The following is a 15,611-nucleotide window of genomic DNA, read 5'->3' on the forward strand; positions in this document are numbered from 1 at the left end:
GCCGCGGGTCGCACGAGCCCCACCTCCTCCCGCGACCCGGCGACGCCGCCGCGGCGGGAGACGAGCCGGCCGGCCAGGTCCCCGCCCGACAGGTCGGCGAGCGGCCGCCCGCCGACCGGGCAGCAGGCGCGGTCCCGGCAGTCGGGGCCGACGTAGCTCCCGTCGTCGACGGACCAGGTCGTCACGGGTCCCACGCCCGCCAGCCCGCGGCGCAGCACCTCCGCCGCACGCGCCCCGCGGGACCCCGCCCGGGCGCGCAGCCCGCGCTCCGGGTCCCGTGGGTCGCCCTCGCCGGCGTAGAGCACGACGACCGCCTCGGCGGTGCCGTCGTCGTGCAGGTGGTCGGCCAACGCGGCGGCGAGCTCGGCGCCGCCGGGACGCAGGAGGTCCGGCAGGTCGACCCGCGCGACGAGCCCGACCTGGCGCCCCGGCGGCCGGAGGCCGACCAGCACGGCGGAGTCCCGGGGCTGGAAGCCGAGCAGGTAGGGCACCAGCGCGAGCAGCTCGCGCGGGTGCCCCAGCCGGAGCGTGGCCCGGGGGTCGGTGCGGGTGATGGAGCGGGCGTCGGGCAGCGGGTCCGGTCGGGGCGTGGTCGTCGTCATGCCCCCTACCCGACCGCGCCGCCCCCACCACCCGCCGCCCCCACCCCGACCGGCCTGGGGACGACGCAGCACCCACCCCCTGTGGAGGAGTCGGCACCCGCTCGTGGAGCGGCGCTACTGTGGCGCCCGTGCTCCGCCGTCCCACCACCACCGCCCTGGTCCTCGCCGTCGTGGTGCTCGGCTCGGCGGGATGCACCGGCGACGGCGCCGCGCCGACCGGGTCCGCGACCGCCACGGCCCCGGCGCCCGCGCCCACGGAGTCGCTGCTGCCCAGCCCGACGTCCACGGGGTCGGCGGTCGGGGACCTGGCGGCGGGCTTCCCGTCCGACCTGGTGCAGCCGCCCGAGGGCAGCGAGATCCTCGTCTCGAGCGCGGAGACGGACGCGGCGACGGGCCTGACGACGATCAGCCTGAACCTGCGCAGCCCGCTCGCCACGGACCAGCTGGTGCAGGCGGTGCGCGACCAGCTGGTCGCGGCGGGCTTCGCGGAGACGGTGGTCGACCCCGGCACGACGGGCCTGGCGGCGTCGTCGACCTTCGTCCGCGGGGACGGCGGCGCGGAGCTGCTCACGCTGGGCGTGCTCGACCGCGACGGGGTGCGCACGCTGACGCTGGGCGGGACCGTCCGGCGCTGAGGCCCTACGCTCGCCGGGTGAGCACCGCCCCCGCACTCGTCGACGCCGAGGACCTCCGCACCCGGGTCGACGCCCTGCTCACGGAGCACGTCGAGGCGCTGCTGCCCGAGCTGGTCGCCTCCGGCGCCGGCGCCGCTCCCCTCGCGGACGCGCTGGGCCGCATGCTGGGCGGCGGCAAGCGGCTGCGGGCGGCGTTCTGCTGGTGGTCGTGGCGCGCGCACGGCGGGGACCCGGCGTCCCCCGAGGCGGACGCGGTGCTGCGGGTCGGCGCGGCGCTGGAGCTGTTCCAGGCGGCCGCGCTGTTCCACGACGACGTGATGGACGACTCGGACACCCGGCGCGGCAAGCCGGCCGCGCACCGCCGGTTCGCCGCGCTGCACGCCGAGCGGGGCTGGTCCGGCGACCCGGACCGGTTCGGCGAGTCGGCGGCGATCCTGCTCGGCGACCTGGCGCTGGTCGCGAGCGAGCGCGAGTTCGTGCGCGCGGTCACGGACCTGCCGGCGGACCGGCGGGCGGCCGCGCACGCGGTCTTCGAGCGGATGCGCACGGAGGTCACGGTCGGGCAGTACCTCGACCTGCTGGCGGAGGTGCTGCCGTGGGGCCAGGACCCCGCGGCGGACGAGCGGCGCGCCCGCGAGGTGATCGTCGCCAAGGCGGCGCGGTACAGCGTGGAGCACCCGCTGCTGCTCGGCGCGGTGCTGGCCGGCGCGGACGAGGACGCGCTGGCCGCGACCGCCGCCTACGGCCTGCCGCTCGGCGAGGCGTTCCAGCTCCGTGACGACCTGCTCGGCGTGTTCGGCGACCCGGCGACGACGGGCAAGCCCGCCGGTGACGACCTGCGCGAGGGCAAGCGCACCGTGCTCGTGGCGCGGGCGATGGCGCACGCGCTCGCGTCCCGGGACACCGGGCTGGCCGACGCGCTGCGCGCCGGCCTGGGCGACCGGGCGCTGGACGACGCGGCGTGCCGCGCGCTCGCCGACCGGATCGCGGCGAGCGGCGCGGTGGCCGACGTGGAGGGACTCATCGCGGACCTGAGCGAGCGCGGGTTCGCCGCGCTCGCCCGCGCGGAGCTCACCGAGGACGGCCGGGCGATGCTCGTCGCCCTCGGGCACGCGGCGGTCGACCGCCGGGCCTGAGCCCGCGACGCCCGCCGCGGCGGGTCAGAGCAGCGCCTGCGCCCGCCGCCGCACCTCGGTCTTGTGGCCGGCCCGGAGGGCGTCCACCGGCCGGCCCGGCAGCGTCTCGTCCGGCGTGAACAGCCAGGTGATCGCCTCGGCGTCCGACATGCCGACGTCGCCCAGCACCGACAGGGTGCCCTGCAGCGAGGCGAGGACGGCGGAGGTGCCGACCGCCTCCTGCTCGCCGTAGCCGTCGGGCACGGACGCGGGGTTGCGGGCGTCGACCGGCACCAGGAAGGCGGCGGGGACGCTCAGCACCGGCGGCTCACCGCGACGGACGCCGGCGATGCGACGCTCCTTGAGCAGGCGGCGGACCTTGCCGGCGTCGACGCCGAGCTCCTCCGCCACGTCGGGCACGGTCAGCCAGGAGTCGACCAGGTCATCGGGGGTCTGCGCAGCACTCACGCGGGCCAGCGTACTGACGCGCGGGACGGGCACGCGCAGGACGCGGCGTTCCCCCTGGTGGCGGGCGTCTCTCGCACGGGAGTGTGAGGAATGCGTCCGAAATGTCCTGGTCAATGCACCAAATGGCGCCGCCCGCTTCCCACCTTCCCCGGAGTGCACTACCGTCACAGTGTTCACACCAGTCACACGAGTCACACCCGTCACGCGCTCGGTGCGCGTACCGCCACCGCTCCACGTCGTCTCAGCACCAGGGGTTCCCACCATGTCGCAGCCCGCCCTCGCCCTCACGGACCAGGCCGCCCGCTCCCAGGGCACCCCGGCCCGCACCGCGGGCCGCCGCGGCCGGCGCATCGCCACCGGCACCGGCGCGCTGGCGATCGCCGCCGTCGCCGCGACCGCCGCGGCCCCGGCCGCGCACGCCGACGAGTCGTACACGGTGCGCTCCGGCGACACGGTGAGCCACATCGCCGCGAGGTACGGCACGAGCGTCACCGCCGTGCGCACCGCGAACGGCCTGAACGGCAGCGCGTTCATCCGCGAGGGCCAGCGGCTGACGATCCCGACCAACGGCGCCGCCCCGGCCACACCCGCCGCACCCGCCGCGGCCGGCGGGTCGCACACCGTCGCCTCCGGCGAGACCGTGTCCGCCATCGCCAAGCGCTACGGCACCACCGTCTCCGCCATCGTCTCGGCCAACGGGCTCGACGCCCGCGCGTTCATCCGCGTCGGCCAGACCCTCACCGTCCCCGGGGCCTCCGGCGCCGCAGCCGCCCCGGCCGCCGCCGCACCCGCCGCGACCGGCGGGTCGCACACCGTCGCCTCCGGCGAGACCGTGTCCGCCATCGCCAAGCGCTACGGCACCACCGTCTCCGCCATCGTCTCGGCCAACGGGCTCGACGCCCGCGCGTTCATCCGGGTCGGCCAGACCCTCACCGTCCCCGGAGCCTCCGGTGCCGCAGCCGCCCCGGCCGCCGCCGCACCCGCCGCACCCGCCGCGACCGGCGGGTCGCACACCGTCGCCTCCGGCGAGACCGTGTCCGCCATCGCCAAGCGCTACGGCACCACCGTCTCCGCCATCGTCTCGGCCAACGGACTCGACGCGCGCGCCTTCGTGCGCGTCGGCCAGGCGCTCACGATCCCGGGCGGCTCGGGAGCCGCGGCACCGGCCGCCGCCCCGGGCGGTGCGCAGCTCGTCGGCAACACGTTCCTCGGCCGCACCTACGCCCCCAGCGTCGTCGCCTCGGCGAACGCCAACAAGGCCTCCCTGGTCGCCATGGGCGTGCCGTCCAAGGCCGACATGCAGGCCAAGGTCGCCGCCACCGCCCGCTCGATGGGCGTCGACCCCGCGCTGGCGCAGGCGATCGCGTTCCAGGAGTCCGGCTTCAACCACACGTCGGTGTCCCCGGCGAACGCGATCGGCACCATGCAGGTCATCCCGACCTCGGGCGAGTGGGCGTCGCAGCTCGTCGGCCGCGACCTCAACCTGCTGGACCCGGACGACAACGTCGTGGCGGGCGTGGCGATCATCCGCCAGCTCGTGCGCACGTCGCCCGACCTGCAGACCGCCATCGCCTCGTACTACCAGGGCGCGTCCTCGGTGAAGCGGAACGGCATGTTCAGCGACACCCGGCGGTACGTCGCGAACGTCCAGACCCACATGGCGCGCTACTGAGCCCCGGCCTCCGGGGCCGGGGCCGCCCGCGCCCGTAGACTGCCGCCCGTGGGAACCACCGTCACCGATCCGCTCGTCGGCCGCCTGGTCGACGGGCGATACGAGGTCGTCCAGCGCATCGCGCGCGGCGGCATGGCGACGGTGTACCTGGCGGTGGACCGGCGCCTGGACCGCGACGTCGCGCTGAAGGTCATGCACCCGCACCTGGCCGAGGGCCGGGCGGGCGCGGACTTCGTCGCGCGGTTCCGGCGGGAGGCCCGCGCCGCGGCCCGGCTGACGCACCCCGGCCTGGTGGGCGTCTACGACCAGGGCCTGGACGGCGACACCTCCTACCTCACGATGGAGTACGTCGACGGGGTCAACCTGCGCCGGTACCTGTCCGAGCGCGGTTCGCTGACCGTCGGCGAGGCCCTCGGCGTCGCCGAGCAGGTGCTCGACGCGCTGGGCGCCGCGCACCGCGCCGGCCTGGTGCACCGGGACGTGAAGCCGGAGAACGTCCTGATGGCGACGGACGGCCGGATCAAGGTCGCCGACTTCGGCCTGGCGCGCGCCGTCACCGAGGTGACGTCGACGACCACCGGCACGGTGTTCGGCACGGTCGCGTACCTGTCCCCCGAGCTGGTCGTCCGCGGCGAGAGCGACGCCCGCACCGACGTGTACGCCACCGGCGTGCTGCTGTACGAGATGCTCACCGGCGCGCAGCCGTTCACCGGCGAGACGCCGATCCAGATCGCGTTCCAGCACGTGAACAACGACGTGCCCGCCCCGTCCGACGTGCCGGACGCGTCCTGGCTGCCGGTGGAGGTCGACGAGCTGGTCGCCGCGCTGGCGGCCCGCGAGCCCGAGGACCGGCCCGCGGACGCCGGTGCCGCGCTGGCCCTGCTGCGACGCACGCGCGCCGCGCTCGACCCCGCGACGCTCGCCCGGCGGGTCGACCGCGAGCCCGTGGTCGCCCTTCCCCAGGCGACGGACCCGGAGCAGGACACCGGCGCGCCCGGGGACAGCACGGGCGACCCCGCCGCCGACGAGCCGGCCGAGCCCGGCGACGCCACCACCCGCCTCGAGACGCCCGGCCGCACGGTCGCGCTGCCGATCGGCGCGGTGACCGTGTCCGGCTCCCCCGCGGCGCCGGCCGGCCGGCGCCGACGACCCTGGCGGTGGGTCGCGGCGGCCGTGCTGGTGCTGGCCGCGGTCGGCGGCGGCACCTGGTGGTACCTGGAGCTCGGCCCCGGCGCGTACACCACCGTCCCGACGGTCTCGAGCCTGCCCGAGGAGCGCGCCCTGGCCGCCCTCGGTGCGGCGGGCCTCGGCTCCGACGTCGTGCGCGCGTTCGACGACACGGTGCCCACGGGCGACGTCGTCGAGGCGGACCCGGGCGACGGCGAGCGCGTGCGCAAGGACGGCACCGTGACGCTCACCGTGTCGAAGGGCGTCGACCTCGTGCCGGTGCCCGGGCAGCCGCTGGTCGGCATGATGCAGGCCGACGCGGCGGCGGCGCTCACCGCGGCGGGCCTCGTGCCCGACTACGTCGACGGGCAGCACTACGACGACGTCGCGGCGTCCGGCGCGGTGCTCGCGGCGACGGACGCGGACGGCGCCCCGCTCGAGCCGGGCCAGACGCTCAAGCGCGGATCCACCGTGCTCCTGACGCTGTCGGACGGCCCCGAGCCGGTGCGGGTGGTGTCGGTGGTCGGGGCGACGCTGGAGGAGGCGACGCAGCAGCTCCAGGACATCGGCCTCGTCGTCGCGCCGGAGGAGGCGTTCAGCGACACCGTCGCGGCCGGCCGGGTCATCGCGCAGAGCCCCGAGGGCGGCGCCGACGGTCACCGCACCGACACCGTCACGCTCCAGGTCTCGAAGGGCCCCGAGACGGTCGCGATGCCCAACCTGACCGGCAAGCAGTACGCCGAGGCCGCCGCGGCGCTGGAGGCCCTGGGCCTCAAGGCGGAGCGGCGCAACGTGCTGGGCGGCCTGTTCGGCACCGTGCGCGACCAGAGCGTGCCCGCCGAGCAGCAGGTGGCCAAGGGCACGACGATCACGCTGACGGTCGTCTAGACCGTCCGGCCGGAGCGGCAGAGCGAGGAGGCGCGGCGTGCCGAACCCGTCCCTGGACGACCTGGTCCGACTGCGCCGCGCCCGGGACCGGATGGACCGCGACTACGCCCAGCCGCTCGACGTCCCGACGCTGGCGCGCGAGTCGCTGATGTCCGCCGGCCACTTCTCGCGGTCGTTCCGCGCCGCGTACGGCGAGACGCCGTACGGCTACCTCATGACGCGGCGGATCGAGCGCGCCAAGGCGCTGCTGCGCCGGGGCGACCTCAGCGTCACCGACGTCTGCGTCGAGGTCGGCTGCACCTCCCTGGGCTCGTTCAGCGCGCGGTTCTCCGAGCTGGTCGGGATGAGCCCGTCCGCCTACCGCGCGCAGCAGCACGACGCCGGAGCGGCGGTGCCCGCGTGCGTGGCGAAGGTCCGCACCCGACCGGTCAGGAACGGAGAAGCGCCGCGCGACCCGGTCCCTCTAGCGTGACGGGCATGGACATCACCCTGCAGCAGTGCTTCATCGCCGTGCACGACCACGACCTGGCCCTCGCGTTCTACCGGGACGTGCTGGGCCTCGAGGTGCGCAACGACGTCCGGTTCGAGGGCATGCGGTGGCTGAGCGTCGGGCCGCCCAGCCAGCCGGACGTCACGATCGTGCTGGAGCCGCCGCTGGCGGACCCCGGCGCGTCGGATGCCGACAAGCAGGCCATGGCCGAGCTGCTCGCCAAGGGTCTGCTGCGCGGCGTCATCTTCCAGACCGACGACGTCGACGCCACGTTCGAGCACATCCGCGCGGCGGGCGGCGAGGTGCTCCAGGAGCCGATCGACCAGCCGTACGGCGTCCGGGACTGCGCGTTCCGCGACCCGTCGGGCAACATGCTGCGGTTCAACCAGCGCGCCGCCTGACCCGCGGGCCGGCCGCGGACGACGACGGCCGCCGCCCCTCGGGAGGGGTCGGCGGCCGTCGTCGTGCGCGGGCGTCAGGAGCGGCGGAGCAGCTCCACCACCTGGAACGCGAGCTCCAGCGACTGCTGGTGGTTGAGGCGCGGGTCGACCAGCGTCTCGTACCGGCGCGCCAGCCCCGCGTCGTCGATCTCCTCCGCGCCGCCGAGCACCTCGGTGACGTCGTCGCCGGTGAGCTCGATGTGCAGCCCGCCGGGCACGGTGCCGAGCGCGCGGTGCACCTCGAAGAACCCGGCGACCTCGTCCATCACGTCGGAGAACCGGCGGGTCTTGTAGCCCGAGGCGGACGTGATGCCGTTGCCGTGCATCGGGTCGCACACCCAGGTGACCGGCCGGCCGTCGGCCGTGACCTTCTCCACCAGCGAGGGCAGCAGGTCGCGGATCTTGCCGGCACCCATGCGGGTGATGAACGTGATCCGGCCGGCCTCGGCGCTCGGGTTGAGCTTGTCGATCAGGCGCAGCGCGTCGTCCGCGGTGGACGTCGGGCCGAGCTTGATGCCGATCGGGTTGTGCACGCGGCTGAAGTAGTCGACGTGCGCCCCGTCCAGCTGCCGGGTGCGCTCCCCGATCCACAGGAAGTGCGCCGAGCAGTCGTACGGCAGGCCCGTCCGCGAGTCGATCCGGGTGAGCGGCCGCTCGTAGTCGAGCAGCAGCCCCTCGTGGCTCGCGTAGAAGTCGACCGTCCGCAGGGCGTCGAAGTCGGCGCCGCACGCGGCCATGAACCGGATGGCCCGGTCGATCTCCGCGGCGATCTCCTCGTACCGCGCGTACGCCGGGTTGGCGGTGAACCCGCGGTTCCACTCGTGCACCCGCAGCAGGGACGCGAACCCCCCGGTGGTGAACGCGCGGATGAGGTTCAGCGTCGACGCGGACGTGTGGTACGCGTCGAGCAGCCGCTCCGGGTCCGGCGTGCGGGCGTCGGCGGTGAACTCGAACCCGTTGATGATGTCGCCCCGGAACGCGGGCAGCGTCACGCCGTCGCGGGTCTCGGAGTCCGAGGACCGCGGCTTGGCGTACTGCCCGGCCATCCGGCCCATCTTGATGACGGGCAGGCTCGCGCCGTAGGTGAGCACGACCGCCATCTGCAGGACGGTCATGATCTTGGCGCGGATGTTGTCCGCGGTGGCCTCGGCGAAGGTCTCGGCGCAGTCGCCGCCCTGCAGCAGGAAGGCCTCGCCGCGCCCGGCGGCCGCGAGCTGGCCGCGCAGCGCGTCGGCCTCCCCCGCGAACACCAGCGGCGGCAGCCCGGCGAGCCGGTCCGTGACCCGCGTGAGCGCGTCCCGGTCCGGCCAGGCCGGCTGCTGCGTGACGGGCAGGCCCCGCCACGCGTCCAGGCCCGCGAGGACCTGCGGGTCCGCCTCGACGCTCATCAGTGCGCCGTCGCGGGCACCAGGGGCTGCCCGATGCCCTCCAGGAGCGCGCCGAACCACGGCTGCGAGACGTCGAACGCCTTGCCGCCGGCGATCCGCGGGAACGCGATCGCCTTCAGGCGGTCGCCGTCCTCCTCGTCGTGGCCGATCACGCCGGCCTCGCCCCGCAGCGCGCACTCGACGGCCAGGTCGGTCATCGACTTGATCAGGCGCAGGTCCTCGGCGTTCGCGGCCGCGGCGCGCGAGTAGTAGCCCGACTTCTGGACCATGACCTTCTCGGCGCCGAGCTTCTCCGCGAACTGCTTCGCGAACCACTGGCCCGGGTTGATGGTGTCGAGCTTGACGTGGCCGAACGGGTCGCGCGGCACCTCGGCGCCGGAGGCCTCGAGCTGCTCGACGATCTCGTGCATGCCCGCACCCTCCGACAGGAAGATGTTGACGTTGCCCTGCGTGTCCATGATCGCCTTGAGGCGCGCGGCCTCGGCGTCGATGTCGAGCGCCAGCTCGGGCAGGAAGACGGCGTGGATGTCCCAGCGCTCGCGCGTCAGGCCGAGGGCCGGGGCCCACTCCTGGCGGTCGAGCCACTTGCGGTACTCGGCGGCCGCGGCGGCGGTCAGCCACCCGCAGTGCCGGCCCATGACCTCGTGCACGATCAGCATGCGCGGGCCGGAGCGGTGCTCGCCGATGACGTTCGCGGCGAAGCCGGCGGCCTCCTCGGCGGCGGTCCACGCGCCGAGCGACTGCTTGATCGGCACCACGTCGTTGTCGATGGTCTTCGGCAGGCCGACGACGGTCAGGCCGTAGTCGTTCTCCGCGAGGTACGCGGCGAGGTCGGCGGCCGTGGTGTTGGTGTCGTCGCCGCCGATCGTGTGCAGCACGTCGACGCCGTCGGCCTTGAGCTGCTCGGCCGCGACCTGCAGCGGGTCCTGGCCCTCCTGGACCAGCCCGCGCTTGACGCAGTCGGCCGCGTTGGTGAGCTTGACGCGGGAGTTGCCGATCGGCGAGCCGCCGAACCGGTGCAGGATGCCGGCCTGGGCGCGGGCCTCGTCCGTGATGACGATCTTGTCGCCGCGCAGCAGCCCGTAGTAGCCGTGCTCGTAGGCGATGATCTCGACCTCGGGGGCGATCTCGGTGTAGCGCTCGATGAGGCCACCGACGGCCGAGGACAGGCACGGAGCGAAGCCACCCGCGGTCAGGAGCGCGACGCGACGAACCGACATGAGACACACCTCTCGATTGATCAGCACAGCTGGGTCTTCCCAGCCCCGGGAGCCAGGGAACGGCACGCCGGGAGTCAGGACCCGGGACCGAGGTCCTCGGGTGCCGCCGCACCGGGGGCGCGGCGGACGCGGCTCATCCTACTGAGCCGCGGCGTCCTCCTCCGGCGGGACCGGAGGCTGGACATCGGGCACGGCCCGCCCGCCCGGCGCGGTCGGCCCGGGGGCCGCGGGGCCGGTGGCGGCGGGGTGCCCGGTCGCGATGCGCGCCTTCTGGGTGGCGGCGTAGATGTCCACGTACTCCTGGCCGGACAGGGCCATGAGCGCGTACATGATCTCGTCCGTCACCGAGCGCAGGATGAACCGGTCGTTCTCCATGCCCTTGTACCGGCTGAAGTCGAGCGGCTCCCCGATGACGATGCCGATCCGCCGGGGCCGCGGCAGGCGCTGGCCGAGCGGCTGCGCCTTGTCGGTGTCGACCATCGCGACGGGGATGACCGGGGCGCCGGACTCCAGGGCCATGCGCGCGACGCCGGTCTTGCCGCGGTAGAGGCGGCCGTCGGGGCTGCGGGTGCCCTCGGGGTAGATGCCGAACAGCTTGCCCTCGGCGAGCCGGTTCAGGCCGGTGCGCAGCGCCGCCTCGGAGGCCTTGCCGCCGCTGCGGTCGACCGGGATGGTGCCGACGCCGCGCATGAAGCCCGCGGTGAGCCGGCCCTTGAGGCCGCGGCCGGTGAAGTACTCGTTCTTGCCGATGAACACGATCTCGCGGTCCAGCACCAGCGGCAGGAAGAACGAGTCGACGACGGCCAGGTGGTTGCTGGCGAGGATGGCGGCGCCGCTGCTCGGCACGTGCTCCGCGCCGCGGACCCACGGGCGGAACAGCAGGTGCAGCAGCGGGCCCACCAGGACCCGCTTCATGAACCAGTAGAACAACCTGCCACCTCTCGCCCTCGTCGTGCGGGCCGGTGCGCACCCGTCGGGTGCCCACCGCTCCTAGCCGACTCTAGAGTGCTGCCATGGCCCCGCGTCCCGACCGCCCCGACCCGTCGCCCGACGGCGACGAGCCCGACGGCCCGCGCGCCGACCGGCACGACCCGTCCGGCGACCGCGTCACCGACGAGCAGTGGGCCGCCATCGTCGCGGAGCTGCGCGGCGACACGGACCCGACCGGGCCGGCGGAGCCGCCGGCGGCCGCCGCCGCAGGCCAGGACGACCCGCGGACGTCGTCCGGTCCCGCCGTAACCTACCCCGTCGCGCCGTGGGTGACCGACCGGCGCGTCGTGCGACCCGCCCGCGAGCCCCGGCCGCCCGCCGAGCCCGGCCCGCCGGAGCCGGCCGCTCCCCCGCTGTCCGGGCGGGACTGGGACGCCACCGAGCAGATCGACGAGGCCGAGCGGCAGGTCGACGAGACCGAGCACTTCCGCCCGCCGGACCCGGGCCCGGTGCTCGGCGGCGACCCGCTGCTCACGATGGCGTGGCTCGCTGTCGCGCTCATGCCCGTGGTGTGGCTGGTCGTGCTGATCTTCTGGCGGGACGCGCCGGCGGTCGTCATGCAGGCGTCGGTCGTGACGTTCGTGCTGGGCCTGGTCGTGCTGCTGTGGCGGATGCCGCACCGGCGGGACACCGAGCACGACGGCTCGGACGGCGCGGTCGTCTGACCCCCGCGCCGCCCGGGTGCCTCAGCGGCGCGCGAGGTCCGCGGCGCCGACGATGCCCGCGTCGTTGCCCATCGAGGCGAGCGCGAACGTCGCCTCGGGGCGGTGGCCGCGCGCGGACAGCTGGTCCAGGAACGCGCGGCGGGCGGGGGCCAGCAGCAGGTCGCCCGCGGCGCTGACGCCGCCGCCGATCACGACGATCGACGGGTCGAGCAGCGCGGCGACGGACGCGGAGCCCTCGCCGATCCACCGGCCGAGCTCGGCGAGCAGCTCGACGGCGAGCGGGTCGCCCTCCTGGGCCGCCTGGGTGACGTGCGGGCCGGTGAGCGCGTCGGCGTCGCCGCCGGCGAGCTCGAGCAGGCGCGTGCCGCGGGCGGGCTCGGTGATGAGCGCGGACTGGGCGTCGCGCACGAGGGCGCTGCCGGAGGCGTACTGCTCCCAGCAGCCCTCGTGGCCGCAGCCGCAGTAGTGGCCGCCGGGCACGACGCGCATGTGGCCGACCTCGGCCGCGACGCCCCAGGCGCCGAGCACGAGCTCGCCGTTGACGACGATCGCGCCGCCGAGGCCCGTGCCGATGGTGAGCAGCAGCATGTCCTGCTCCTCGCGCGCGGCGCCGAACCGGAACTCGGCCCACCCCGCGGCGTTGGCGTCGTTGGCGACGACGATCGTCACGTCGTCGCCGAGCTCCTTCGCCACGATGTCGCGCAGCGGGTGCTCGCGCCACGGCAGGTTCGGGGTGAACAGCACGGTGGCCTGGTCGGTGCCGATGAAGCCGGGGGCGGCGAGGCCGATCGCGCCGATCTCGTACTGCCCGGCGAGCTCCTGGCAGGCCTCGATGACGCCGCGGTCGACGCTCGCGGAGTCGCGCGGGTCGGTGTCGCGCCGGGTCTTGGCGATGATCCGGCCGTCCTCGTCGACCACACCGGCGGCGATCTTCGTCCCGCCGATGTCCACACCGATGGCGTGCATGCTTCCCTGCTTCCGCGTGAGATCTCTGCGTGGCGCACCCGCGAGGACCGCCGGACCGGGACGCTGCACCGGTGCCGCGGCGGCGACACTGCGCGCGTGCGCCCCCACGCTAGCGTGCCGGGCGGCGTTCGCTGCACACGCTCCCAGCGCCCGGCCGCCCGGGAAGGGGACCCGGCGGGTGACCACCCGCTCGGGGGACGTGTCGGACCGCCGCGACCAGGACCAAAGTCCCTTATGCTCCAGTCACCCTTCCGACGCCTGACAACGGAGCCAGCCATGGAGGAGTTCAGCACGCCCCTGCTCGTCGAGGCAGGGCCGCGGGAGAACCTGCTCGACCTGCTCACCGCGCGCGTGGCCGAGACGGGTGACGGCCCGCTCGTGGAGTACAAGACCCCCGGGACCACGACGTGGCGCACCGTCAGCGCCCGCGCCTTCGACCGCCGGGTGCGGGACGTCGCCCGCGGGTTCGTCGCGCGGGGCGTCCGCCCGGGCGACCGGGTCGGCATCATGTCCCGGACCCGGTACGAGTGGACGCTGCTCGACTGGGCGGTGTGGAGCGCCGGCGCCGTCCCGGTCCCCGTCTACGAGACGTCGTCCGCCGAGCAGGTGCACTGGATCCTGACCGACGCCGCCGTGACGCTGCTCGTCGTCGAGACGGCGGAGCACGCGGCCACCGTGGCCGAGGTCCGGCCCGACGCGCCGCTGCTGCAGGACGTCCTGGTGATCGACGGCGGCGCGCTCGACGCGCTGGCGGCGGAGGGCGCCGCCGTGCCCGACTCCGAGATCGACCGGCTGCGCCGGCACGCCGGCCGGGACGACGTCGCCACGATCATCTACACCTCCGGGACCACCGGCCGCCCCAAGGGCGTCGAGCTGACGCACGGGAACTTCGCGGTGCTCGCGCGCAACGCCGTCGAGGGGCTGCACGAGGTGGTGTCGACCCCCGGCGCGCGGACCCTGCTGTTCATGCCGCTGGCGCACGTGTTCGCCCGGTTCGTCGAGGTGCTGTGCATGCCGGCGGGCGCCGTGCTCGGCCACACACCCGACACCAAGCAGCTGCTGCAGGACCTGGGCGAGTTCCGCCCGACGTTCATCCTCTCGGTGCCGCGGGTGTTCGAGAAGGTCTACAACTCGGCGGAGCAGAAGGCCGCGGCCGGCGGGAAGCTCAAGGTCTTCCAGTGGGCCGCGCGCACCGCCATCGCCTACTCCCGGTCGCTCGACGCCGGCGGCCCGTCGCTCGGCCTGCGGGTGCAGCGGGCCGTCGCGGACCGGCTGGTGTTCCACAGGCTGCGCGACGCGATGGGCGGGCGCATCGAGTGGGCGATCTCCGGCGGCGCGCCCCTCGGCGAGCGGCTCGGGCACTTCTTCCGCGGCATCGGCGTCCGGGTGCTCGAGGGCTACGGCCTCACCGAGACCACCGCCCCCGCGACGGTCAACATGCCCGGCAAGACCCGGATCGGCACCGTCGGCCCCCCGCTGCCCGGCACGTCGGTCCGGATCGCCGGGGACGGCGAGGTCGAGGTCCGCGGTCCGCAGGTGTTCGAGCGGTACCACGGCAACCCGGTCGCGACGGACGAGGCGTTCGACGACGGCTGGTTCCGCACCGGCGACCTCGGCTCGCTCGACGACGACGGCTACCTGCGGATCACCGGGCGCAAGAAGGAGATCATCGTCACCGCCGGCGGGAAGAACGTCGCCCCCGCGGTGCTCGAGGACCGGCTCCGTGCGCACCCGCTGATCAGCCAGGTGGTGGTGGTCGGCGACGGGCGGCCGTTCATCGGCGCGCTGGTCACGCTCGACGCCGAGGGCCTGCCGGGCTGGTGCGCGGCGCACGGGCTGCCCGCGCTCGACGTCGCCGCGGCGGCCGTGCACCCGGACGTGCTGGCGTCGATCGACGAGGGCGTGGCTCGGGCGAACAAGGCCGTGTCCCGCGCGGAGTCGATCCGGCGGTACCGGATCCTGGACCGGGACCTGACGATCGCGGCCGGCTACCTCACGCCCAAGCTGAGCGTGCGGCGCACGCACGTCCTCAAGGACTTCGCCACGGACGTGGAGGCGATCTACGCCGGCGACCACGCGGGCTGAGCCGGCCGGCCGGCCGCGTGGCCGCGTGGCCGCCCGAGTTCGCCGGTTCCGCGCGAGTTCGCCGGTTGCGCACCCGGTCAGGGCGCGCAACCGGCGAACTCGCGCGGTGAGGTCAGACCCGGCCGAGGCGGGCCAGGAGGGTCGCCGACGGGAGCACGCGGGCGCCCGCGGCCTCCAGGTCGGCGCCGAGGGCGCGGTCGCTGGTCACCGCCACGACGACCCGGCCCGGCGGCTCGGCCCGCACCAGGCGGCGCAGCAGGTCGTCGGCGATCTCGCCCTGCGAGAACAGCACGCGCACGCCCCGTGGTGCCGCGGGGGCCCGGCCGGCCGCCTCCGTCTCCCGCCCGTCGAAGCAGCAGGTCACCTCGGCGCCGGTGCGGCCGGCGAGCGTCGACAGGCGCTCGGTGAGGCGGCGGCGCTGCTCGGTGAGCGACTGGTCCGGCCAGGCCAGCTTGGACACGTTGTAGCCGTCGACCAGCAGGTGCGCCCGCGGCATGGCCAGCAGGTCGTCGAGCAGGGCCGGGTCGTCGGCGAACCGGCCGCGGGACGTCGGGCGGACCGCTCCCCCGGGTCCCGGGACGGGCGGCGCGACCAGGTCCGCGGGCATCCGGCCCGCCGGGGGCAGCGCGAGCTCCTCGCGCAGCGCCGAGCCCGCCTCGACCACGGTGTCGAGCAGCAGCCGGACCCGGACCTGGGCGAGCTCGCGGAGCGCGGCGGCGTCCTCCCGGGCCACCCGGGCGAGGTCCTCCGCGCGGCGGCGGTCGTCGTCCGCGGCCGCCCGCACCCGGGCCGTCTCGGCGTGCACCCGCTCGGCGGCCGC

At 75.5% G+C, this 15,611-nt stretch carries 15 protein-coding genes; 8 read left to right on the forward strand and 7 right to left on the reverse strand.

The annotated features are described in order from the left end of the window. Window positions 1-602: DUF4192 family protein (locus FA014_RS11705; RefSeq protein ID WP_154729857.1), on the reverse strand; the 602-nt coding region annotated here is incomplete at its 3' end. Window positions 603-730: 128 nt separating this feature from the next. Here FA014_RS11705 and FA014_RS11710 point away from each other — a divergent pair. Together FA014_RS11710 and FA014_RS11715 are read left to right on the forward strand one after the other, a co-directional pair. Further along, window positions 731-1,237 (forward strand): hypothetical protein, encoded by a 507-nt coding sequence (locus tag FA014_RS11710; protein WP_154729858.1) that lies wholly within the window; start codon window positions 731-733, stop codon window positions 1,235-1,237. Between the two features lie 17 nt (window positions 1,238-1,254). After that, complete coding sequence (locus FA014_RS11715; protein ID WP_154729859.1) at window positions 1,255-2,373, forward strand: polyprenyl synthetase family protein; 1,119 nt, start codon at window positions 1,255-1,257, stop codon at window positions 2,371-2,373. A 24-nt stretch (window positions 2,374-2,397) separates the two neighbouring features. Here FA014_RS11715 and FA014_RS20700 read toward each other — a convergent pair whose 3' ends face one another. Continuing rightward, window positions 2,398-2,820 (reverse strand): Rv2175c family DNA-binding protein, encoded by a 423-nt coding sequence (locus FA014_RS20700; protein WP_230323095.1) that lies wholly within the window; start codon window positions 2,818-2,820, stop codon window positions 2,398-2,400. A 262-nt stretch (window positions 2,821-3,082) separates the two neighbouring features. On the opposite strand from FA014_RS20700, the gene FA014_RS11725 reads away from it, so the two are divergent. The 4 genes from FA014_RS11725 (at window position 3,083) to FA014_RS11740 (ending at window position 7,438) form a co-directional block, all read left to right on the forward strand. Beyond that, the gene (locus FA014_RS11725) at window positions 3,083-4,492 is read left to right on the forward strand and encodes a lytic transglycosylase domain-containing protein (RefSeq protein ID WP_154729860.1); all 1,410 of its coding nucleotides are present in this window, start codon (window positions 3,083-3,085) and stop codon (window positions 4,490-4,492) included. A gap of 48 nt (window positions 4,493-4,540) precedes the next feature. Beyond that, window positions 4,541-6,547 (forward strand): Stk1 family PASTA domain-containing Ser/Thr kinase, encoded by a 2,007-nt coding sequence (gene pknB, locus FA014_RS11730; protein ID WP_154729861.1) that lies wholly within the window; start codon window positions 4,541-4,543, stop codon window positions 6,545-6,547. A gap of 91 nt (window positions 6,548-6,638) precedes the next feature. Beyond that, complete coding sequence (locus tag FA014_RS11735; RefSeq protein ID WP_154729868.1) at window positions 6,639-7,019, forward strand: helix-turn-helix transcriptional regulator; 381 nt, start codon at window positions 6,639-6,641, stop codon at window positions 7,017-7,019. A 5-nt stretch (window positions 7,020-7,024) separates the two neighbouring features. After that, complete coding sequence (locus FA014_RS11740; RefSeq protein WP_154729862.1) at window positions 7,025-7,438, forward strand: VOC family protein; 414 nt, start codon at window positions 7,025-7,027, stop codon at window positions 7,436-7,438. A 74-nt stretch (window positions 7,439-7,512) separates the two neighbouring features. On the opposite strand, the gene FA014_RS11745 is transcribed toward FA014_RS11740, so the two are convergent. The 3 genes from FA014_RS11745 to FA014_RS11755 form a co-directional block, all read right to left on the reverse strand. Next, the gene (locus FA014_RS11745) at window positions 7,513-8,865 is read right to left on the reverse strand and encodes a class II 3-deoxy-7-phosphoheptulonate synthase (protein ID WP_154729863.1); all 1,353 of its coding nucleotides are present in this window, start codon (window positions 8,863-8,865) and stop codon (window positions 7,513-7,515) included. Continuing rightward, entirely contained in the window at window positions 8,865-10,085 is a 1,221-nt protein-coding gene (locus FA014_RS11750) for a pyrophosphate--fructose-6-phosphate 1-phosphotransferase (protein ID WP_154729864.1), read from the reverse strand. Before FA014_RS11750 ends, FA014_RS11745 begins: the two co-directional genes overlap by 1 nt. A 138-nt stretch (window positions 10,086-10,223) precedes the next feature. After that, a complete protein-coding gene (locus FA014_RS11755; RefSeq protein ID WP_230323096.1) occupies window positions 10,224-11,015 on the reverse strand; it encodes a lysophospholipid acyltransferase family protein in 792 nt (263 codons plus the stop codon). An 83-nt stretch (window positions 11,016-11,098) separates the two neighbouring features. On the opposite strand from FA014_RS11755, the gene FA014_RS11760 reads away from it, so the two are divergent. Then, entirely contained in the window at window positions 11,099-11,740 is a 642-nt protein-coding gene (locus tag FA014_RS11760) for a hypothetical protein (protein WP_154729865.1), read from the forward strand. A gap of 21 nt (window positions 11,741-11,761) precedes the next feature. Here the strand turns inward: FA014_RS11760 and FA014_RS11765 are convergent, their stop codons facing one another. Further along, window positions 11,762-12,706 (reverse strand): ROK family glucokinase, encoded by a 945-nt coding sequence (locus tag FA014_RS11765; RefSeq protein WP_154729866.1) that lies wholly within the window; start codon window positions 12,704-12,706, stop codon window positions 11,762-11,764. Between the two features lie 276 nt (window positions 12,707-12,982). Here FA014_RS11765 and FA014_RS11770 point away from each other — a divergent pair, with 276 nt between their 5' ends. Beyond that, window positions 12,983-14,791 (forward strand): AMP-dependent synthetase/ligase, encoded by a 1,809-nt coding sequence (locus FA014_RS11770; protein ID WP_154729867.1) that lies wholly within the window; start codon window positions 12,983-12,985, stop codon window positions 14,789-14,791. A gap of 112 nt (window positions 14,792-14,903) precedes the next feature. Here FA014_RS11770 and FA014_RS11775 read toward each other — a convergent pair. Then, window positions 14,904-15,611: NYN domain-containing protein (locus tag FA014_RS11775; protein WP_195969262.1), on the reverse strand; the 708-nt coding region annotated here is incomplete at its 5' end.

Origin of the sequence: Cellulomonas hominis (assembly GCF_005239125.1) — a bacterium.
GTDB lineage: Bacteria > Actinomycetota > Actinomycetes > Actinomycetales > Cellulomonadaceae > Cellulomonas > Cellulomonas hominis_A.